We start from the raw sequence: 18,843 nt of genomic DNA, 5'->3' as shown, positions 1-18,843 counted from the left end.
CATACCGGGGCACATGCGAGAGGATGGTCTCTCGCCCATAGAAACCGACAACGGAGAGAGAAGATGACGAACAGACGCACATTCCTGAAAGGGGCCGCCGCGGCCCCGGCAGCCGCGCTGGCCACGCCCGCACTGGCGCAATCCACGATCCGCTGGCGCATGCAGACATATGCCGGCCCCGCGCTGGCCGAGCATGTGATCGATCCGGCCATCAAGATGTTCAACCAGATCGCCGGCGACCGGATGCAGATCGAGCTGTTCTATGCCGACCAGCTGGTGCCCACGGGCGAGCTGTTTCGCGCCATGCAGCGCGGCACGATCGACGCGGTGCAGTCGGATGATGACTCGATGGCCTCGCCCACTGAGGTAACCGTGTTCGGCGGCTATTTCCCGTTTGCCTCGCGCTATTCGCTGGACGTTCCGGTCCTGTTCAACCAGTACGGTCTGAACGAGATCTGGGACGAAGAATATTCCAAGGTGGGCGTCAAGCACATCTCGGCCGGCGCCTGGGACCCGTGCCATTTCGCCACCAAGGACCCGATCAACAGTCTTGAGGACCTGAAGGGCAAGCGGGTCTTCACCTTCCCGACGGCGGGCCGGTTCCTGTCGCAGTTTGGCGTGGTCCCCGTGACCCTGCCGTGGGAGGACATCGAGGTTGCCGTGCAGACCGGCGAGCTGGACGGCATCGCTTGGTCGGGCATCACCGAGGATTACACCGTCGGCTGGGCGGATGTGACCAACTACTTCCTGACCAACAACATCTCGGGCGCCTGGGCCGGGTCGTTCTTTGCCAACATGGACCGCTGGAACGAATTGCCCGAAGACCTGCAGACCCTGTTCCGTGTCTGCACCGACCAGTCGCACTACTACCGTCAGTGGTGGTACTGGGGCGGCGAGGCATCGCTGCGCGTGAATGGTGACAAGTTGAAGCTGACCACCATCCCCGACGAGGAATGGGCGCAGGTCGAAGCGGCCGCCGTTGCCTTCTGGGATGAGATCGCCGCCGAGTCCGAGACCAAGGCCAAGGTCGTCGAGATCATCAAGCGCTACAACGCCGACATGCAGAAGGCCGGGCGTCCATATCGCTATAGCTAAATCTGATACTCCGGCGCGCGGGTTCAATCGTGCGCCGGGGGTTCTGGCCGGTGCCCGTTCGGGCGCGGGTGACCGCAAGAGCAAGTTCGCCAGTGTGAGACTAGGCCGGGGTCTTGGAAGTGACGAGGAATGAGAACAATGGGCATTGACGCGATTTTGGCGGATCTGAAGGTCCAGGTCGATGAAGGCGATGTGGATACCGTGCTTGTCTGCATGGTGGACATGCAGGGCCGCCTGATGGGCAAGCGCTTTCATGCGGGGCATTTCGTGGCCGGAGCGTGGCGCGAGACCCATTGCTGCAACTACCTGCTGGCCACCGATCTCGAGATGGCGACGCCGGACGGCTATGCCTCGACCAGCTGGGAGCGCGGCTATGGCGACTATGTCATGAAGCCCGACCTGAGCACCCTGCGCCCGGTGCCGTGGCTCGAGGGCACGGTGATGGTGATGTGCGACGTGCTGGATCACCACACGCATGAAGAGGTGCCGCATTCTCCGCGCGCCATTCTGAAGAAGCAGGTCAATCGCCTGAAGGCCATGGGCTATGAGGCGATGTGCGCGACCGAGCTGGAGTTTTTCCTGTTCGAGAAGAGCTTCGACCAGATCCGCAAGGAGGGGTTCCGCGACCTGCAGCCGATCTCGGGCTACAACGAGGATTACCACATCCTTCAGACCACCAAGGAAGAGCATGTGATGCGACCGATCCGCAATCACCTGTGGAACGCGGGCATTCCCGTCGAGAATTCAAAGGGCGAGGCCGAGGCCGGCCAGGAAGAATTGAACATCAAATACGCCCCGGCCATGCAGACGGCCGAGTATCACTCGATCGCCAAGAACGCGGTCAAGGAGATTGCATTCCAGCAGGGCCATGCGGCGACCTTCCTGCCGAAATGGCATCATGACCGGGTCGGAAGTTCGTCGCATGTGCATCAGTCGCTTTGGGCGGACGGGCAGCCGGCATTTTTTGACAAGGCCGACCCGCTGGGCATGTCGGACCTTATGAAGAGCTACATGGCGGGCCTGCTGAAATACGCGGCTGATTATACCTATTTCATGGCGCCCTACATCAACAGCTACAAGCGGTTCATGAAGGGCACCTTCGCGCCGACGCGGATCATCTGGTCGGTGGACAACCGCACTGCGGGGTTCCGGCTGTGCGGCGATGGCACCAAGGCGGTGCGGGTGGAGTGCCGGATTCCGGGTTCGGACATGAACCCCTATCTGGCCATCGCCGGAATGCTGGCCGCAGGGATCGCGGGCATCGAGGACGGGCTGGAGCTGCAGCCGCCGACCAAGGGCGATGTCTATCAGGGGGATACGGGCATGATTCCGGGCAACCTGCGTGCGGCACGGGACGCGCTGCATGGGTCGTCCATGCTGCGGGCGGCCATGGGCGATGACGTGGTGGATCACTATGTGCGTGCCGCCGAGGTCGAGATCGAGGAATTCGAGCGCGTGGTGACCGATTGGGAGATTGCCCGCGGGTTCGAGCGGGCGTAAAGGGCGGATGTGAGGGGCCAGCCCCTCACGCTCCCCGGGATATTTTTGGCCAGATGAAGCAGCGGGCCTGTTTTGCTTGAGGATGGAGTGACCATGGGTCAGGTGTTGAAATGTATCTCGCCGATCGACGGATCGGTGTTTGCCGAGCGGACTGCGCTGGATCGTGACACGGCATTCGCCGCAGCAGGCCGGGCGCGGGCGGCGCAGGCGGATTGGGCAGCGCGGCCCTTGCAGGAGCGGATCGATCTGGTGATGGCCGGCGTTGCAGCCGTGGGGGCGATGAATGACGAGATCGTGCCGGAACTGGCGCGGATGATGGGCCGGCCGGTGCGTTATGGCGGCGAGTTCGGCGGTTTCAACGAACGCGCGACCTATATGGCGGGCATCGCGCGCGATGCGCTGGCCGATATTGCCGTGGGTGAGGACGAAACATTCAAGCGCTACATCAAGCGCGTGCCGCATGGAGTGGTGTTCGTTGTGGCGCCCTGGAACTATCCGTACATGACGGCGATCAACACGGTGGCGCCCGCCTTGATCGCGGGCAACACGGTTGTGCTGAAACATGCCACGCAGACCCTGTTGGTGGGCGAGCGGATGGCGCGGGCCTTCCATTCGGCAGGGGTGCCCGAGGATGTGTTCCAGAACCTGTTTCTGAGCCATGACGTGACCAACGAATTGATCGCTGGCAAGGCGTTCGATTTCGTGAACTTCACCGGCTCGGTTGCCGGAGGGCAGGCGATGGAACGGGCGGCGGCCGGCACCTTTACCCCCGTCAGCACCGAGTTGGGGGGCAAGGATCCTGGCTATGTTATGGACGACGCCGATCTGGATGCGGCGGTCGAGACGCTGATCGACGGGGCCATGTTCAACTCGGGCCAGTGCTGCTGCGGGATCGAGCGGATCTATGTGCATGAAAGCCTGTATGACGATTTCGTTGCCAAGGCGGTCGAGATCGTCATGGGCTACAAGCTGGGCAATCCGCTGGACCCTGAGACGACGCTGGGACCGATGGCCAACGTGCGCTTTGCAGACGAGGTGCGCGCGCAGATCGCCGAGGCCGTGGCCGCCGGCGCCGTGGCGCATATCGAGACCTTTGCCGAGGATGACGGCGGCGCCTATCTGACGCCGCAGATCCTGACCAATGTCACCCACGACATGCGCGTGATGCGCGACGAAAGCTTCGGCCCGGTCGTGGGGATCATGAAAGTGTTCTCGGATGACGAGGCCATTGCCCTGATGAATGACAGCGAATTCGGCCTGACCGCCTCGCTGTGGACGCGCGACGTGGCGCGGGCCGAACGCATCGGCGACCGGATCGAGACCGGAACCGTGTTCATGAACCGGGCCGACTATCTGGACCCGGGCCTGTGCTGGACCGGGTGCAAGAATACCGGCCGTGGCGGCGGCTTGTCGGTCATCGGATATCACAACCTGACACGTCCCAAATCCTACCACCTGAAGAAGGTGACGGGCTGAGGGCGATTTGCCTGCCCCGGACCGACCCCCTCGCCGGGGCAGGCCTTAGACACAAGGAAAGCTGACATGAGTCTTGTTGGAAACTGGTCCTATCCGACCACGATCAAATTCGGTGCTGGCCGCATCAAGGAACTGCCCGAGGCCTGCGCGGCGGCGGGGATCAAGCGCCCGCTGTTGGTGACCGACCGCGGTCTGGCCGATCTGCCGATCACCGCGACAACGCTGGACATTCTCGAGGCCGCAGGCCTGGGCCGGAGCCTGTTCAGCGAGGTCGACCCGAACCCGAACGAAAAGAATCTCGAAGCCGGTGTGGCCGCCTACAAGGCGGGGGAACATGACGGTGTGATCGCGTTTGGTGGCGGCTCGGGGCTGGATCTGGGCAAAATGGTCGCCTTCATGGCCGGTCAGATCCGCCCGGTCTGGGATTTCGAGGATATTGGCGATTGGTGGACCCGCGCGGACGCCGACGCGATCGCGCCGATCATCGCGGTGCCGACGACGGCCGGCACCGGCTCGGAAGTGGGCCGTGCCAGCGTCATCACCAACTCGGAAACCCATGCCAAGAAGATTATCTTCCACCCCAAGGTGCTGCCGACCGTGGTGATCTGCGACCCTGAACTGACCGTGGGCATGCCGAAATTCATCACCGCCGGCACCGGCCTGGATGCCTTTGCGCATTGTGTCGAGGCCTATTCCAGCCCGCATTACCATCCGATGAGCCAGGGCATCGCGCTGGAAGGGATGCGGCTGGTCAAAGACTATCTGCCGCGCGCCTATGCGGACGGCACCGACATTGAGGCCCGCGCCCAGATGATGAGTGCGGCCGCCATGGGAGCGACGGCTTTCCAGAAGGGGCTGGGTGCGATCCACGCCATGAGCCACCCGATCGGCGCGGTTTTCAACACCCATCATGGCACCACCAACGCGGTCTGCATGCCCGCGGTTCTGGAGTTCAATGCCGCTGCGATTGCCGACCGGTTCGACGCGGCCGCAGCCTATCTGGGCATTTCGGGTGGGTTCGACGGATTTCGGGCCTTCGTGCAGGAATTCAACGACTCGCTGGGCATCCCGCGCAAGCTGTCCGATCTGGGCGTGACCGAGGATGCGATCCCCGACCTGGTCAAGGGTGCGATCGTCGATCCGTCCTGCGGCGGAAACCCGATCGAGTTGACCGAGGACAACCTGACCCAGCTGTTCCGCGCGGCGCTGTAAGCGCAACGCCGGGCCACTTGAAACCCCGGCGGCGATTGCTTGACGTTCGCGGATGCGGCCCGCAAGTTGGGTCCGCAACATGGTGGCCGGTGGGGCCAACGATGGATAGGAGCATCGGTATATAGATGCGAACGCCAACATGACGCAGCCGGACTGGACCGACCGGTTCAATGGAACTCGCCGCTTGCCGGACCGGGTCCGCGACCGGCTGCGCAAGGCGGCGCGTATCGTGCGGGTTGCGAAGGGTGCGCAGGTGTTTGGCCCGGACAATGTGCCCGAAAGCCTGTTGTTTCTTTACGCTGGTCGAATTCGGGTGTCCCAGCGGTCCGATACGGGGCGCGAGATCGTGCTGTATCGCGTCGAGGCCGGCGACAGCTGCGTTCTGACTACGGCCTGCATGCTGGCCGAGGAGGCATACAATGCCCAGGGGATCGCGGAAACGGACGTGACGGCCGTTGTTCTGCCAAAGGCCGAGTTCGACCGGCTGGCGGCCGAAGAAGACGCGTTTCGCAGCTTTGTCTTCGAGGCCTATTCGCGCCGGTTGATCGATCTGTTGCGGGTGGTTGATGATGTCGCCTTCGGGCGCATCGATGTGCGGTTGGCGGAACGGTTGCTGGCGCTGGCAGGCGAGGCGTCCGAGATACAGGTGACCCACCAGCAACTGGCCGACGAGCTTGGAACCGCCCGTGAAGTGATCTCGCGTGTCCTGAACGATTTTCAGAAGCGCGAGTTGATCACCCAGTCGCGCGGGCGAGTCACCCTTGCCGACAAGGCTGCATTGCAGTCGCTGGCGCAAAGCGGCTGAGTTTTTCCTGAAATCCACCGGCTTTCGTGACATTGTCACTGAAGGGGCCGGAAACCTGCCCTATGTGTCATTCAAGACTTGGAATGTAGAGGGCATAATGGCCACCAATGTGGGAACGCTCGACCGAATTCTGCGTGCAACGCTGGGGCTGGTCCTGTTGTACTTGGCATTTGCCAGCAAACTGCCGTTTTTCGACGGCGGCATCGGAAAATGGGGTGCAGTAATTGTCGGCGTAGTGATGCTGATCACTTCGGCGCTGCGGATCTGCCCGCTTTACGGTGCCTTCGGCATCAAAACCTGTAAGAGGACCTGACATGGAGACTGTATTTACACCTTTCGCTTCTTTCGGGGGCGGTTTGCTGATCGGCCTGGGGGCCGTTCTTCTGATGCTGGGGCTGGGTCGCATCATGGGGGCGACCGGGATCATGTCGGGGCTGGTTTTTCCCGAGAACGTCTCGGAGTTCTCATGGCGTCTGGCTCTGGTGGCAGGCATGGTCGTGGCGCCGGGGCTGATCTTCGCGGTCACCGGCACGATGCCCGCGATTGACGTACCGGTCAGCCCGCTGATGATTGCCGTCGGAGGTGTCATCGTCGGACTCGGTGCCAGCCTCGGGTCCGGGTGTACGTCGGGCCACGGTGTCTGCGGCCTGTCGCGCCTGTCGGTGCGGTCGCTGGTGGCGGTACCGACCTTCATGGCGACCGCGGCCATCACCGTTTTCATCATTCGCCATGTGATCGGGGGGTAAGCCGATGAAACTGTTTCATACCTTCCTGACCGGTCTCGTCTTCGGCGTTGGGATTGCCATCTCGGGCATGATGAACCCGGCCAAGGTCCTGAACTTCTTTGACATTGCCGGCACCTGGGACCCCAGCCTTGCCTTCGTGATGGGCGGTGCGCTTGTGGTGACCTTCATCGGATATCGGCTGATTTGGCGCCGGGACGCGCCCCTGTTCGCCGCGCGGTTCCAGATTCCGACCTCGACCGTCATCGACGGCAAGCTGATCGGTGGTTCGGCCCTGTTCGGCATCGGGTGGGGTATTGCCGGGTTCTGCCCTGGAGCGGCCCTCCCGGCCCTGGGTACCGGACGGTGGGAGGTGGTGTTGTTCCTGGGGGCCGTCGCCGTGGGCCTGGTCCTGGCCCGGATCCTGCAGGGCAAACCATTGTTTTCGCGCTCGGCCAAGGCCTGAGCGCCCAAGAGGAGACACAATCATGAACGATCAGAAATCAATCGACGCCCACAACCAGCGGATGGCGGATGCGATTGCAACGCCGATTGCCGAGTATCCGGTCGATCTGAGCGTCAAGCCCGAGGTTCAGGGCTTCTACGACGAGGCGACGGCGACGATCAGCTATATCGTCAAGGACCCCACGTCGAACGCTTGCGCGATCATCGACAGCGTGATGGACATCGACTATGCCGCCGGCCGGATCACCTTTGAACATGCCGATCTGCTGATCGCCGAGATCGAAAAGCAGGGGCTGAAGTTGGAGTGGATCATCGAGACGCATGCGCATGCCGACCACCTGTCGGCGGCGCCCTACATCCAGCAGAAGCTGGGCGCCAAGATCGGTATCGGCGAGAACATCAAGATCGTGCAGGAGGTCTTCGGCAAAATCTTCAACGAAGGCACCGAGTTCCAGCGCGACGGCAGCCAGTTTGATGCGCTGTTCAACGATGGCATGACCTACAAGATCGGCAACATGACCGCTTTTGCCATGCACACGCCGGGCCATACGCCGGCCTGCATGACCCATGTGATCGGCGATGGGGCCTTTGTGGGTGATACACTGTTCATGCCCGATGGTGGCTCGGCGCGCGCCGATTTCCCGGGCGGGGATGCCGGTACGCTCTATGACTCGATCCAGAAGGTGCTGAGCCTGCCGGACGAGACCCGGCTGTTCATGTGCCACGACTACATGCCCGGCGGGCGCGAGGTGAAGTGGGAGACCACGGTGGCCGAGGAAAAGGCGCACAACATCCATGTGGGCGGCGGCAAGTCGCGGGACGAGTTCATCAAGATGCGCACCGAGCGTGACGCGACGCTGGCGATGCCGACGCTGATCATCCCGTCGATCCAGGTCAATATCCGGGCGGGCGAAATTCCGACCGACCAAGACGGCAATCAGATGCTGAAGGTGCCGGTCAACAAGCTCTGATCGCGGGAGGCGACGATGGAAATCAGGAAAATCTCCGACAAGTTGTCGGTCTCGCCGCAGATCACGTCGGACGACCTTGCCGCCATCAAGGCGGCGGGGTTCCGCGCCATTATCTGCAACCGGCCCGACGGTGAAGGCGCCGACCAGCCCACTTTCGAGGAAATCGAGGCCGCTGCAGAAAGGCTGGGTATCGAAGCCCGGTACGTTCCGGTCCAATCTGGCCTGGTCCGCGACGAAGATGCCCGCGCCTTCGGTCAGGCCCTGACCGAGCTGCCGGGTCCGATCCTGGCCTATTGCCGGACGGGCACGCGCTCGGCCACCCTGTGGTCGCTGCACGAGGCCGCGCACAAACGCCCTGTTTCGGAGATCCTGACCGCGACCAAGGTTGCCGGGTACGACATGAGCGGTGTCGCCCGCCGTATCGCCAATGGCGGCAAGACGCCCACCGACACCGGCGATGCGTCCTTTGACGTGGTGATCGTGGGCGGCGGGGCAGGGGGCATCGCCACCGCCGCTAGCCTGCATGCGCGCAAATCCGACCTGTCGATCGCCATCATCGACCCGTCGGACGTGCACTATTATCAACCCGGCTGGACCCTGGTGGGCGGCGGCGTGTTCACGCCGGAACAGACGGCCAAGACCATGGGTTCGCTGATCCCACGCGGGGTCAAATGGATCAAGGCCGCCGTTGCCGCGTTCGAGCCGCAGAACAATGCCGTCATTCTGGATGGCTGCCGGGTGGTCAAATACGACCGTCTGGTGGTGTCTCCGGGGCTCAAGCTGGACTGGGGCGCGGTCGAAGGGCTGGAAGAAACGCTGGGCCGCAACGGCGTGACCTCGAATTATCGCTATGACTTGGCGCCCTATACCTGGCAGTTGGTCGAAGGGCTGAAGGCGGGCTGGGCTCTGTTCACCCAGCCGCCGATGCCGATCAAATGCGCGGGCGCGCCGCAGAAGGCGATGTATCTGTCGGGAGATGCGTGGGTCCGGCGCGGGGTTCTCAAGGATATCGACATCCAGTTCATGAACGCTGGTGGAGTGCTGTTCGGGGTCAACGACTATGTCCCGGCGTTGATGGAATACGTAAAGAAATATGACGCCACGCTCAATTTCTTCCACAATCTGGTGGCGGTGGACGGGGCGGCGAAGACCGCCACGTTCAAGGTGGCCAAGCCCAACGAGCAGCCCGAGCAGGTGACGGTCGAATTCGACATGATGCATGTCTGCCCGCCGCAGGTGGCGCCAGACTTCATCCGGGTCTCGCCGCTGGCGGATGCGGTGGGCTGGGTCGATGTCGATCAGGCGACGCTGCGCCATAAGAGCTATGACAACATCTGGTCGCTGGGCGACGTGATGAACGCGCCAAACGCCAAGACCGCGGCGGCGGCGCGCAAGCAGGCGCCGGTGGTGGCCGACAACATCGTGGCCGATATCGAGGGCCGCGCTCCGGTGGCGGCCTATGACGGATACGGCTCGTGCCCGTTGACAGTGGAACGCGGCAAGATCGTGCTGGCCGAGTTCGGCTATGGCGGTGTCCTGAAGCCCAGCTTCCCAAAGTTCCTTATTGACGGCACCAAACCTAGCCGCGCGGCCTGGTTCTTGAAGGAAAAGCTGCTGCCGCCGGTCTATTGGTCGGCGATGCTGAAGGGCAAGGAATGGATGGCCAAGCCCGAACCGCTGAAGGTGGCGGCCGAATAAACAACCTGCCGCCTCCGAACCCGATGCCGGCTGAACCGGTGCAAGTTCTGGCCTGACGCTGCGGATGTCCGGCCGAGACCTGGCGGTCAGAGCCTCCTCGCTCTGACCGCCGCCTTTCCAGGACGAGACCCCATGCAGAGCCTTTTTCGCTACCTTCCCATTCTCGACTGGGGCCGCCGGTACGACCGGGCGGCGCTGTCCAATGACATGATCGCGGCGGTGATCGTGACGATCATGTTGATCCCGCAATCGCTGGCCTATGCGCTGCTGGCGGGGCTGCCGCCCGAGGCGGGGATCTACGCCTCGATCTTGCCGATCATCCTCTATGCAATCTTTGGCACCAGCCGGGCGCTGGCGGTGGGTCCGGTCGCGGTGGTGTCGCTGCTGACGGCAAGTGCGGTGGGGCAGGTGGCTGAACAGGGCACCGCCGGATATGCGGTGGCGGCGCTGACGCTGGCCTTTCTGTCGGGCGGGTTCCTGGTGCTGCTGGGCGTGTTGCGGCTGGGCTTTCTGGCCAACTTCCTCAGCCATCCGGTGATCGCCGGCTTCATCACCGCCTCAGGCATCCTGATCGCCACCAGCCAGCTGAAACATATCCTGGGGGTCAGCGCGCATGGGCATACCCTGCCGGAGATGCTGGGCTCGATCCTTGCGCATCTGAACCAGACCAACCCGATCACCGTGGTGATTGGCGTGTTGGCCACGGCGTTCCTGTTCTGGGTGCGCAAAAATCTCAAACCCGCGCTGCGGCGTATGGGGGTGCCACCGCTGCTGGCGGATGTGCTGACCAAGGCCGGGCCGGTGGCGGCGGTGGTGGCCACAACCCTGTCGGTCTGGGCCTTCGGGCTGGACGCGCGAGGCGTCAAGATCGTGGGCGAGGTGCCCCAGAGCCTGCCGCCGCTGACCCTGCCGGGGGTGTCCTCGGATCTGATCGGCGCGCTGCTGGTGCCCGCCATCTTGATCTCGATCATCGGGTTTGTCGAAAGTATCTCGGTCGCGCAGACGCTGGCCGCCAAGAAACGCCAGCGCGTCGACCCCGATCAGGAACTGATCGGCTTGGGCGCGGCCAACCTGGGCGCGGCATTCACCGGGGGCTTTCCGGTCACCGGCGGGTTCTCGCGCTCGGTGGTGAACTTCGACGCGGGCGCCGAGACCCCGGCGGCGGGCATCTACACCGCCGGCGGGCTGGCGATCGCCGCGCTGTTCCTGACCCCGCTGGTCTATTTCCTGCCCAAGGCGACGCTGGCCGCGACGATCATCGTGGCGGTGCTCAGCCTGGTGGACCTGTCGATCCTGAAAAAGACCTGGGGCTATTCGCGGGCCGATTTTGCTGCCGTCGCCGCCACCATCGTGCTGACCCTGCTGGCCGGGGTCGAGACCGGCGTGGCCAGCGGTGTGGCAATCTCGATCCTGCTGCATCTGTACAAGACCTCGCGCCCACATGTGGCCGAGGTGGGGCTGGTGCCGGGCACCCAGCACTTCCGCAACATCAAGCGCCACAAGGTCGAAACCGACCCCACGCTGGTCACGCTGCGGGTGGATGAAAGCCTGTATTTCGTGAACGCCCGGTTCCTCGAGGACCTAATCCAGTCGCGCGTGACCGAGGGCTGCGAGATCCGCAACGTGGTGCTGATGTTCTCGGCGGTGAACGAGGTCGACTTCTCGGCGCTCGAAAGCCTCGAGGCGATCAATTACCGCCTGCGCGACATGGGCGTCGGCCTGCATCTGAGCGAGGTCAAGGGCCCCGTCATGGACCGCTTGAAACAGTCCCACTTCCTAGACGAACTGAACGGGCAGGTCTTCCTGTCACAATACGACGCGTGGCAAAGACTGACCGCGCCTGACCGGGTGCGCGCGGCGGAATAATCCGGTCAGATCAGTTCTTCATGGGCCTTGCGCGGGATGGTTTCGATGACCTGGTGACCGGAGCGGCCTACCATGGAGTATTCCCACCGCCCATCCTGCCAGATCACGATGCCCAAATCCCCGTCGCGCCGGTATTGAAACGAGGGTTGAGCCGGGCCCGTGGCCAGGTCGGCAAACAGGCTGAGGCGGTCGCCGGATTCGTTTTCATAATGGAAGACTGGTGCCGGGCCATGACCCAGAGGCAACACCCCCCCACCGATCAGCCGGTAACCGGTGTCCCCCAGTTCCGGCGCGATCACGGGTGCGCCCAGCCAGATACTCAGCCAGGTTTGCAGATGATCGCGTTGGTCGGCGAACACCTCGACCGGGTTAAGAACCTGGGGCGAATACAGGGCGTGTGCCGCCGCAGCCTGAATCGGTGCCTGCGACATCAGTGTCACTGGTTTGGCGGAGTCCCGCGACAGGAACAGGCCACTGCCCAGACCCAATGCAAAATCGAAACCGCCGCGGCCAGCCGCCTGCACCCGGCATGACCGGTACTCTGAAGTGCCCCGCGCATCAGTCGGTCCAGTTGCGCGGGATCAGGCTGCGGCACCAAGGCACCGATCATCCCGGCTGCCGGATCATTGCCGCAAGCCGCGTACGGTCGGCCGGATGTGCAGCCAGGTGCCGCTCCTGACGGTCCTGCTGAGATGGCGTCAACTGGCCGTCGAAAGCGGCCTGCCGCAGGGTTTCAATGGTCGGTTCGGTCGTCATTTCACGCTCCGCAATCGTGACGTTTTCGGCGGTTCTTCGGCGGCTTGCAGTCGTGCCCGCGCGCGACAGACGTGACGTGACGGTGCCCTACGGGATCCCCAGCAATCGGGCGCTCTCGGCATAGGTCTGCTGCGCGACCTTGACCGCCAGCAGTACAAGTTTCTAATCCTCCGGCAGGGCACCGATCTGACACCTCAGCCAGCGAAGTTCCAAACGCTCTTCGGCGGCGGCCTCGGGCGAGGCCAGCTGATCCAGCGCTTGGGGGTCAGAGGCCGGGACGCCGGCGGCGCGCCTGCTGTCGTTGCGATAGCAGTTGAGCAGGATCTTCATCGCCCAAGGTTTGACCGGGTGGTCCGGCCATCTAAGCCCCTTTTTTCTTATCGCACGCAGAACGGCATCCTGCACCAGGTCATCGGCCTGGTTGTGGCTCCGGGTCAGCGCGAACGCAAACCGCCAAAGATCGGGCAGAGCGTCTTCGATCTGCTTGTCGAATGTCTGTTTTTTCGCGTTGACGAAAGGCGACCGGATCCGGTCGCCCTTCAGGTCCGGGGTCAGGGTCGCGCAGTGTGCCAGATACCCTTGACGCCGTCGCCGGTCATGTCTCCGGGTTGCTTGTGCTTGATCCACAGATACAGGGGTTGGCCCTTGTAGGCGACCTGCATCGTACCGTCATCGCGCTGGATCAACGAATAGTTCTTGGGCAGGTCGGTTCCGGCGGCGGCCAGCGGCGACCAGTTCACGGCGTATTGGTCATAGCAGTTGGACTTGCCCGTTTCGTCCTTGTCGAACGTGTACAGCGTCATCTTGTTGGCATCCATCAGAAAGGTCTGATCACCCAGTTTCCCGGTCAGGACCGGGGCATCGCCAGCGGCGGCGGCGGTTGCAAGGGCGCATGCCATCAGGGTGGATATGGTCAGCGCAAAAGAAGTGCTGGTCATTCAGGTGTTCCGCCGTGTCGCTATCGCGCGGCGCAAGCACCACGACTGGGCCAGTCCGTTCGGGTGCGTTTTTGTACGAACTGACGAACATTCAAACCCGGTGGCTTCAGCTGGATCAGTCCGGTCGCCGGTTCGAAGCCCGCCGGTGGGCGTTTGCGAAAAGAGGTTTTCCGTCAAAAAATAGGAAACTGGCACGGTGTGCTGGTCTTGCCGCTATCCGCTGTCGTGTCGCGACGTTCGCGGTATGGTGGGCGAGTGCGGGATGACAGTCGATGCCTCGGCGATCCACCGTTGCGTCAGGAAGTTCGGCCCCAAGATCCGCGGGCGTGTCTATTGTGCCATCGATCATGCAGCGATTGCGCCCGATCCGCGGGTTCCAGACCATGGCCGGAGCCATCGCGGCGCTCGCCGGGAAACGAGACCTTCCGCACGATCCGAAAGGGCCAGTTCGAAGACTGTCAGACAGGGGTTGCCAGGGAAACGGCCTTCGTTGCAGATCTCTTCCCCGAAGCTGCGTGACGGGAGACGCTGCGGCTATCACTCCGCGGTTACAGGTTTTAGGCTACAGACCCCAGACAACACCTACGCAACTCCATACCCGGGCACGCAAAATCATTCTGCCGGAGCAAATCCCGTAATCAGCTGACGTAAACCGATGGCTGCACCGACAAAGATCGAACCGAAGGCGACAGGCGCGCTGAAGGCAAGAACCGAAAAAGCTGAAATTCCTTGGCCGACACTGCATCCTACTGCAAGGATCGCACCCGGGCCCATGATCGCGGCCCCCATGATTTGACGTCGCAATTCGCGCGGGTCTTCGCAGGCTTCCCACCGGAAATGCCCCTTGGAATACGACCCAAGTGCCGCCCCTAATACCACACCTACAACTGAACCGACGCTGAACGACAATGTATTGCCCGACGCGGTCATGGCATAGATGATTGTATCTCCGATCGGGGCTGCAAACGTGTGGGTCCGGACGGGTTCGGCGTCAAAACCGGTATAAAAAACCCAATATGTGCCGACCCAGCCTGATACGATGGCAAGTCCCACCACGCTGGCCCAAATGATCTGGCTTGCCGACGGGCGCTGCCCCGCCCGAACAAGAGCTGCGCCGATAAGAACCGCCCCTGCGACCAAACCGGTTGCCAAAGGTTCGATCCCAACTGTTTCAAAAAGTTGGGTGAAACCTTGAGGTGACTCAGCGCCCATAATTTCGGGAAACAGCCAAACGCGCGCTTGTGCCAGGGGTCCGGACATGACGAAATAGGCCGACAGACCCATCACGACAACGATGAGAAAAGACCGCAAGTCGCCTCCGCCCAACCGAGCCAACGCGCCGTATCCGCAATTTCCGCTAAGTGCCATGCCGTAGCCGAACATGAGGCCGCCGATGATCGTTCCCAGCGGGTTCCATGCGCGATCCAGATAGGCCGTTTCAAGGCTGTTGAACTTGCCCGCCGCAATAGCCAAATGCACACCGATTACTGCCACACCGATGGCGATGGCCCACATCTTGAGGCGCCGGTTGTCAGATCCGTACAGAGCGTCCTCAATGGCGCCCAATGTGCAAAAGCGGCCAATCCGAGCCGCCAACCCAAGCGCCACGCCCCCGATCAACCCGATCAGGGCTGCGGAGTTCGCTTCTCCGATGAGTTCCAGCACGGTATCCTCCCTCGGCCGGATGCCACAACAGGGCAGGGCCGCTCAGTCGGCACGACAGAACAAGTCGTACACAACCTCCATGATTTGTTTCGGGCGGTCGTCTGTCAAGCTGTAGTAGATCGCCTTGCCTTCTCGGCGCGGGGTTACCAACCCCTCGAAGCGCAAGCGGGACAGCTGCTGGGACACTGCAGCCTGGCGCGCGGACAAAAGTTCTTCCAGTTCGGTCACTGATTTTTCGCCGGATGCCAGATGGCACAGGATCATCAGCCGCCCTTCGTGGCTGATCGCCTTCAGGAAGTTCGACGCCCGCTGAGCGTTGTTCACCATCTTTTGCATGTCTTCGGCGCAAATGTTCTTGTCGAACACCGGCAGACGTGACGCTGGGGTTTCAGGATTGGTTGTCACGAAACTGTTTTCCTTACCCAGCTTGCTTCCAATCAATACCCGCCCGGTCAAGCATCATTCCCAAGAGACCCCAAAAGAAATCTTCACCCGGATAGCCCTCGATTCGACCGACCTCGAGCCCGTCTTCAATCAGAATGAAAGTCGGGGTAAACCGCACGCCGCGCTGCAGTTGTACGTCTGGCGTCGTTGTGCGCAGGTCGTATCGGCGCAATGGCGCGGCCTGGCCTTCGAGGGTCTTAGGATAGATGGGGGCAATTTCGGCGTTCCAGCGGGCACACCAACTGCACCCTTTTTCCTCGGCCATCAGCAGGTAAGTATCCGCCAGGACAGCCGTCGGAAGCAACATGGCCAAGACGAAAGCCAGTGTTTTCATCATCGACGTTGTCCCAAGTTGATACGCTCCCAAATTGACGTAGGCTATGTTTCCATCATAATAGTATTTTTGAATATCTCAAGCGGTGGAGCGGCGACCAAGTGTTTGATGTCACTTTTTGGGGTGCAATTGTCGCCGGGCTACTTTCTTTCCTGTCGCCCTGCATCCTGCCGATCGTCCCGTTTTACCTGAGCTATCTGGCCGGAGCGGGTATGAACCAGATTTCTGCCGGGTCCGAGATTTCGCCGGCAGTCCGTTTTCGTGCCGTACTGGCAGCGAGTTGTTTTGCGTTGGGAGTGATAACAATTTTCGTTGGCCTCGGCGCCACCGCGACTGTGTTCGGCAGCTTGGTGCGCGAGTATTTTGACGTGCTGCGCTGGGTCGCGGCGGCGATCATCATTGCGATGGGTTTGCACTTTCTTGGCGTGGTCAAAATCGGATTCCTGTACCGTCAGTTCCGGGCGGACGCAGGGGATATATCGAATGTAAGTCTGATCGGGGCCTATGTGATCGGGCTGGCCTTCGCCTTTGGATGGACCCCTTGCGTTGGGCCAGTCCTGGCTGCGATTCTATTCACTGCGGCCGGGCAGGAAACGGCCAACGAAGGGGCCGCTTTGTTGCTTGCCTACGGTCTGGGCATGACATTGCCCTTCATCGTGGCCGCCATGTTCATCGGTCCGTTCATGACGTGGATGGCGCGGTTCCGCAAACATCTTGGGCTGATCGAGAAGCTGATGGGGCTGATGCTGGTCCTTTTCGGCGTTCTGATCGCCACGAATTCGATCAACTACATTGCGCAATGGATGCTTGAGACCATTCCCTGGTTCAGCGCAATCGGATGAAACTCGAAAGGACTCTCACCATGATCAGAATGCTTCTCCTGTTCGCTACGATTTTGTTGGCACCGATGACTCTGGCAGCGGAACTGGGTGACGACGGCCTGCACAAGGCCTCGTGGATGCGCGATACTTTCAAGGATCTGCGCGAAGACCTTGAGGAAGCCAATGCCGAGGGAAGGCGGCTGATGGTCATCGTTGAGCAGCGCGGCTGTATATATTGCAAGAAGATGCATGAAGAGGTTTTTGTCGATCCGGAGATCGAAAGCCTGTTGGAAGACCGGTTCTTCGTCGTTCAGATCAACATGTTCGGCGATGTCGAAGTGACTGATTTCGACGGTACGGTCCTGCCCGAGAAAGACATGGTCAAACGCTGGGGAGCCTTGTTCACTCCAACTGTCTATTTTTTCCCCCAAGAGGTGCCGGAGGGTGCAGCGGCGACACAGGCAGTGGTGGCCACAATGCCGGGCGCTTTCGGTCGCGGGACAACGTTCGACATGCTGAACTGGGTGCTGGAAAAAGGTTACGACGGGGACGAGCCGTTCCAGAAATATCATGCCCGCATGATCGAGGCGCGCAAAGGCTAAGCTCCCTTGGCTCGGCGCAACAATAGTTTGAACCCCGCCTTCCCTGCGTAAAAATACAAAAATTCAATTAGACGAATTTAATGTTGCGAGTCGGTGTTGGTGTGCACTAGTGTGCAAAGACAAAGCAGGGAATCGTCTTTGGGAGGAGGCATGACAAAAGCGTTGAAACTTGGCCTGGCCGGAATGCTGTGTGCATCGACGGCGATGGCGGGTGAGATCAAGCCGAAAGATGTGTCGTTTGCCGACGGCGCCATCGAACAGTCGCTGACCGGTACTCCGGGCGACCCTGAAAAAGGCGCGATGATCGTGGGTGAGAAATCCATGGGCAACTGCGTGGCCTGCCATCAGGTGGCGGCGCTGGCGGACGTGCCGTTTCAGGGCGAGGTCGGCCCGCCGCTGGATGGGGCGGGGGACCGCTGGACCGAGGCCGAGCTGCGCGGTCTGGTGGCAAATGCCAAAATGACCTTCGAAGGTACCGTGATGCCGGCCTTCTTCAAGGCCGATGGCTATATCCGACCTGGCGATGCCTATACCGGCAAGGCGCCCAGCGGGCCGCTTGAGCCGATCCTGAGCGCACAGGACGTCGAGGACGTGGTCGCGTTCCTGATGACACTCAACGAACAATAGTCGCCTTCGCCTGTCCGAGGGGCACACACTCAAAGGAGATGTAAAATGGAAATTTCGCGACGCGAAACCCTGGCCTTGGGTCTGGGGGCTGCGGTTCTGACGATGCTGCCGTTCCGGGTGAATGCGGCGATCGAGGATTCGATCTCGGCTTTCACCGGTGGGGCTGACATCGCCGACGGTGGCGTCACCCTGACCGCGCCGGAAATCGCCGAAAACGGCAACACCGTACCGATCGAAGTCAGCGCCCCGGGGGCCGTGGCCATCGCAGTGTTCGCCGCAGGCAACCCGACGCCGGATGTTGCCACGTTCAACTTCGGACCACTGGCCGCGTCGCAGTCGGCATCGACCCGGATTCGACTGGCCGGAACACAGGACGTCATCGCCGTGGCCAAGATGGCCGATGGCAGCTTTGCCAAGGCATCGGCAACGGTCAAGGTCACAATCGGCGGCTGCGGCGGCTGATCGCCCGCGCTCCCCTTAGAACAACAGGAGAAACCCCATGGCATCCGGAGTGAAACCCCGCGTTAAGGTCCCAAAAACGGCAGCGGCCGGCGAGGCGGTGACGATCAAGAGCCTTATTAGCCACACGATGGAAAGCGGTCAGCGCAAGGACAAGGAAGGCAATGTCATTCCGCGTTCGATCATCAACCGCTTTACCTGCGAATTCAACGGCCAGATGGTCATCGACGTGACCCTCGAGCCGGCGATTTCGACCAACCCGTATTTCCAGTTCGAAGCCACCGTGCCCGAGGCCGGGGAATTCGTCTTCACCTGGTATGACGATGACGGGTCGGTCTATGACACCAACAAGAAGATCGAGATCGCTTGACGGCTCGGCAAATCGGC

23 protein-coding genes are annotated in these 18,843 nt (G+C 61.8%); 16 read left to right on the top strand and 7 right to left on the bottom strand.

The genetic code is table 11. The features are described from left to right. Nucleotides 1–63: 63 nt before the first annotated feature. The 11 genes from AC2FMD_RS07960 to AC2FMD_RS07910 all read left to right on the top strand — a co-directional run bounded on the left by AC2FMD_RS07960 (nt 64) and on the right by AC2FMD_RS07910 (nt 11,810). Nucleotides 64–1,095 (top strand): TRAP transporter substrate-binding protein, encoded by a 1,032-nt coding sequence (locus tag AC2FMD_RS07960; protein WP_496684279.1) that lies wholly within the window; start codon nt 64–66, stop codon nt 1,093–1,095. A gap of 138 nt (nt 1,096–1,233) precedes the next feature. Beyond that, a complete protein-coding gene (locus AC2FMD_RS07955) occupies nt 1,234–2,595 on the top strand; it encodes a glutamine synthetase family protein (RefSeq protein ID WP_496741783.1) in 1,362 nt (453 codons plus the stop codon). Between the two features lie 93 nt (nt 2,596–2,688). Beyond that, on the top strand, nt 2,689–4,071 hold the full coding sequence (locus AC2FMD_RS07950) for an aldehyde dehydrogenase family protein (RefSeq protein WP_496794891.1): 1,383 nt from the start codon (nt 2,689–2,691) through the stop codon (nt 4,069–4,071). A 66-nt stretch (nt 4,072–4,137) separates the two neighbouring features. Beyond that, nucleotides 4,138–5,283 (top strand): iron-containing alcohol dehydrogenase, encoded by a 1,146-nt coding sequence (locus AC2FMD_RS07945; RefSeq protein WP_496741682.1) that lies wholly within the window; start codon nt 4,138–4,140, stop codon nt 5,281–5,283. A 139-nt stretch (nt 5,284–5,422) separates the two neighbouring features. After that, on the top strand, nt 5,423–6,088 hold the full coding sequence (locus AC2FMD_RS07940; protein WP_496727712.1) for a Crp/Fnr family transcriptional regulator: 666 nt from the start codon (nt 5,423–5,425) through the stop codon (nt 6,086–6,088). A 97-nt stretch (nt 6,089–6,185) separates the two neighbouring features. Further along, a complete protein-coding gene (locus tag AC2FMD_RS07935; protein ID WP_496685214.1) occupies nt 6,186–6,401 on the top strand; it encodes a YgaP family membrane protein in 216 nt (71 codons plus the stop codon). 1 nt (nt 6,402) lies between these two features. Continuing rightward, complete coding sequence (locus AC2FMD_RS07930; RefSeq protein ID WP_496741684.1) at nt 6,403–6,834, top strand: YeeE/YedE family protein; 432 nt, start codon at nt 6,403–6,405, stop codon at nt 6,832–6,834. Between the two features lie 4 nt (nt 6,835–6,838). Next, the gene (locus tag AC2FMD_RS07925) at nt 6,839–7,276 is read left to right on the top strand and encodes a DUF6691 family protein (RefSeq protein ID WP_496684259.1); all 438 of its coding nucleotides are present in this window, start codon (nt 6,839–6,841) and stop codon (nt 7,274–7,276) included. Between the two features lie 85 nt (nt 7,277–7,361). Further along, nucleotides 7,362–8,246 (top strand): MBL fold metallo-hydrolase, encoded by an 885-nt coding sequence (locus AC2FMD_RS07920; protein WP_496741785.1) that lies wholly within the window; start codon nt 7,362–7,364, stop codon nt 8,244–8,246. Nucleotides 8,247–8,261: 15 nt separating this feature from the next. Next, nucleotides 8,262–9,944: a bifunctional protein tyrosine phosphatase family protein/NAD(P)/FAD-dependent oxidoreductase gene (locus AC2FMD_RS07915; RefSeq protein WP_496794890.1), complete on the top strand. Its 1,683-nt coding sequence runs from the start codon at nt 8,262–8,264 to the stop codon at nt 9,942–9,944. Nucleotides 9,945–10,076: 132 nt separating this feature from the next. Then, nucleotides 10,077–11,810 (top strand): SulP family inorganic anion transporter, encoded by a 1,734-nt coding sequence (locus AC2FMD_RS07910; RefSeq protein WP_496794889.1) that lies wholly within the window; start codon nt 10,077–10,079, stop codon nt 11,808–11,810. A 5-nt stretch (nt 11,811–11,815) separates the two neighbouring features. Here the strand turns inward: AC2FMD_RS07910 and AC2FMD_RS07905 are convergent, their stop codons facing one another. The 7 genes from AC2FMD_RS07905 to AC2FMD_RS07875 all read right to left on the bottom strand — a co-directional run bounded on the left by AC2FMD_RS07905 (nt 11,816) and on the right by AC2FMD_RS07875 (nt 15,950). After that, nucleotides 11,816–12,241, bottom strand: a complete 426-nt coding sequence (locus AC2FMD_RS07905) for an anti-sigma factor family protein (protein ID WP_496794888.1) — start codon at nt 12,239–12,241, stop codon at nt 11,816–11,818. A 175-nt stretch (nt 12,242–12,416) separates the two neighbouring features. Further along, complete coding sequence (locus AC2FMD_RS07900; protein WP_496794887.1) at nt 12,417–12,566, bottom strand: hypothetical protein; 150 nt, start codon at nt 12,564–12,566, stop codon at nt 12,417–12,419. A 162-nt stretch (nt 12,567–12,728) separates the two neighbouring features. After that, on the bottom strand, nt 12,729–13,193 hold the full coding sequence (locus tag AC2FMD_RS07895) for an RNA polymerase sigma factor (RefSeq protein ID WP_496794886.1): 465 nt from the start codon (nt 13,191–13,193) through the stop codon (nt 12,729–12,731). After that, entirely contained in the window at nt 13,118–13,504 is a 387-nt protein-coding gene (locus AC2FMD_RS07890; RefSeq protein WP_496794885.1) for a COG4315 family predicted lipoprotein, read from the bottom strand. Before AC2FMD_RS07890 ends, AC2FMD_RS07895 begins: the two co-directional genes overlap by 76 nt. 612 nt (nt 13,505–14,116) lie before the next feature. After that, nucleotides 14,117–15,169: a YeeE/YedE family protein gene (locus AC2FMD_RS07885; protein ID WP_496794884.1), complete on the bottom strand. Its 1,053-nt coding sequence runs from the start codon at nt 15,167–15,169 to the stop codon at nt 14,117–14,119. A 42-nt stretch (nt 15,170–15,211) separates the two neighbouring features. Continuing rightward, nucleotides 15,212–15,505 (bottom strand): ArsR/SmtB family transcription factor, encoded by a 294-nt coding sequence (locus tag AC2FMD_RS07880; RefSeq protein ID WP_496683887.1) that lies wholly within the window; start codon nt 15,503–15,505, stop codon nt 15,212–15,214. A gap of 82 nt (nt 15,506–15,587) precedes the next feature. After that, nucleotides 15,588–15,950: a hypothetical protein gene (locus AC2FMD_RS07875; protein WP_496794883.1), complete on the bottom strand. Its 363-nt coding sequence runs from the start codon at nt 15,948–15,950 to the stop codon at nt 15,588–15,590. 98 nt (nt 15,951–16,048) lie between these two features. On the opposite strand from AC2FMD_RS07875, the gene AC2FMD_RS07870 reads away from it, so the two are divergent. From AC2FMD_RS07870 to soxZ, 5 genes are all read left to right on the top strand, one after another. Next, the gene (locus tag AC2FMD_RS07870; protein WP_496683855.1) at nt 16,049–16,789 is read left to right on the top strand and encodes a cytochrome c biogenesis CcdA family protein; all 741 of its coding nucleotides are present in this window, start codon (nt 16,049–16,051) and stop codon (nt 16,787–16,789) included. 20 nt (nt 16,790–16,809) lie between these two features. Continuing rightward, nucleotides 16,810–17,370: a thioredoxin family protein gene (locus AC2FMD_RS07865; RefSeq protein WP_496794882.1), complete on the top strand. Its 561-nt coding sequence runs from the start codon at nt 16,810–16,812 to the stop codon at nt 17,368–17,370. Nucleotides 17,371–17,520: 150 nt separating this feature from the next. After that, nucleotides 17,521–17,997 carry a sulfur oxidation c-type cytochrome SoxX gene (gene soxX, locus AC2FMD_RS07860; RefSeq protein ID WP_496683849.1) on the top strand — a complete coding sequence of 159 codons (477 nt, stop codon included), beginning with the start codon at nt 17,521–17,523 and terminating at the stop codon, nt 17,995–17,997. Nucleotides 17,998–18,042: 45 nt separating this feature from the next. Next, nucleotides 18,043–18,459 carry a thiosulfate oxidation carrier protein SoxY gene (soxY, locus tag AC2FMD_RS07855; protein ID WP_496794881.1) on the top strand — a complete coding sequence of 139 codons (417 nt, stop codon included), beginning with the start codon at nt 18,043–18,045 and terminating at the stop codon, nt 18,457–18,459. A 37-nt stretch (nt 18,460–18,496) separates the two neighbouring features. Beyond that, on the top strand, nt 18,497–18,826 hold the full coding sequence (gene soxZ, locus AC2FMD_RS07850; protein ID WP_496683844.1) for a thiosulfate oxidation carrier complex protein SoxZ: 330 nt from the start codon (nt 18,497–18,499) through the stop codon (nt 18,824–18,826). The last annotated feature ends 17 nt before the right edge of the window (nt 18,827–18,843 follow it).

The organism is Ruegeria sp. BHSC276 (genome assembly GCF_059612945.1).
This window is presented reverse-complemented; position numbering and strand designations above follow the sequence as displayed.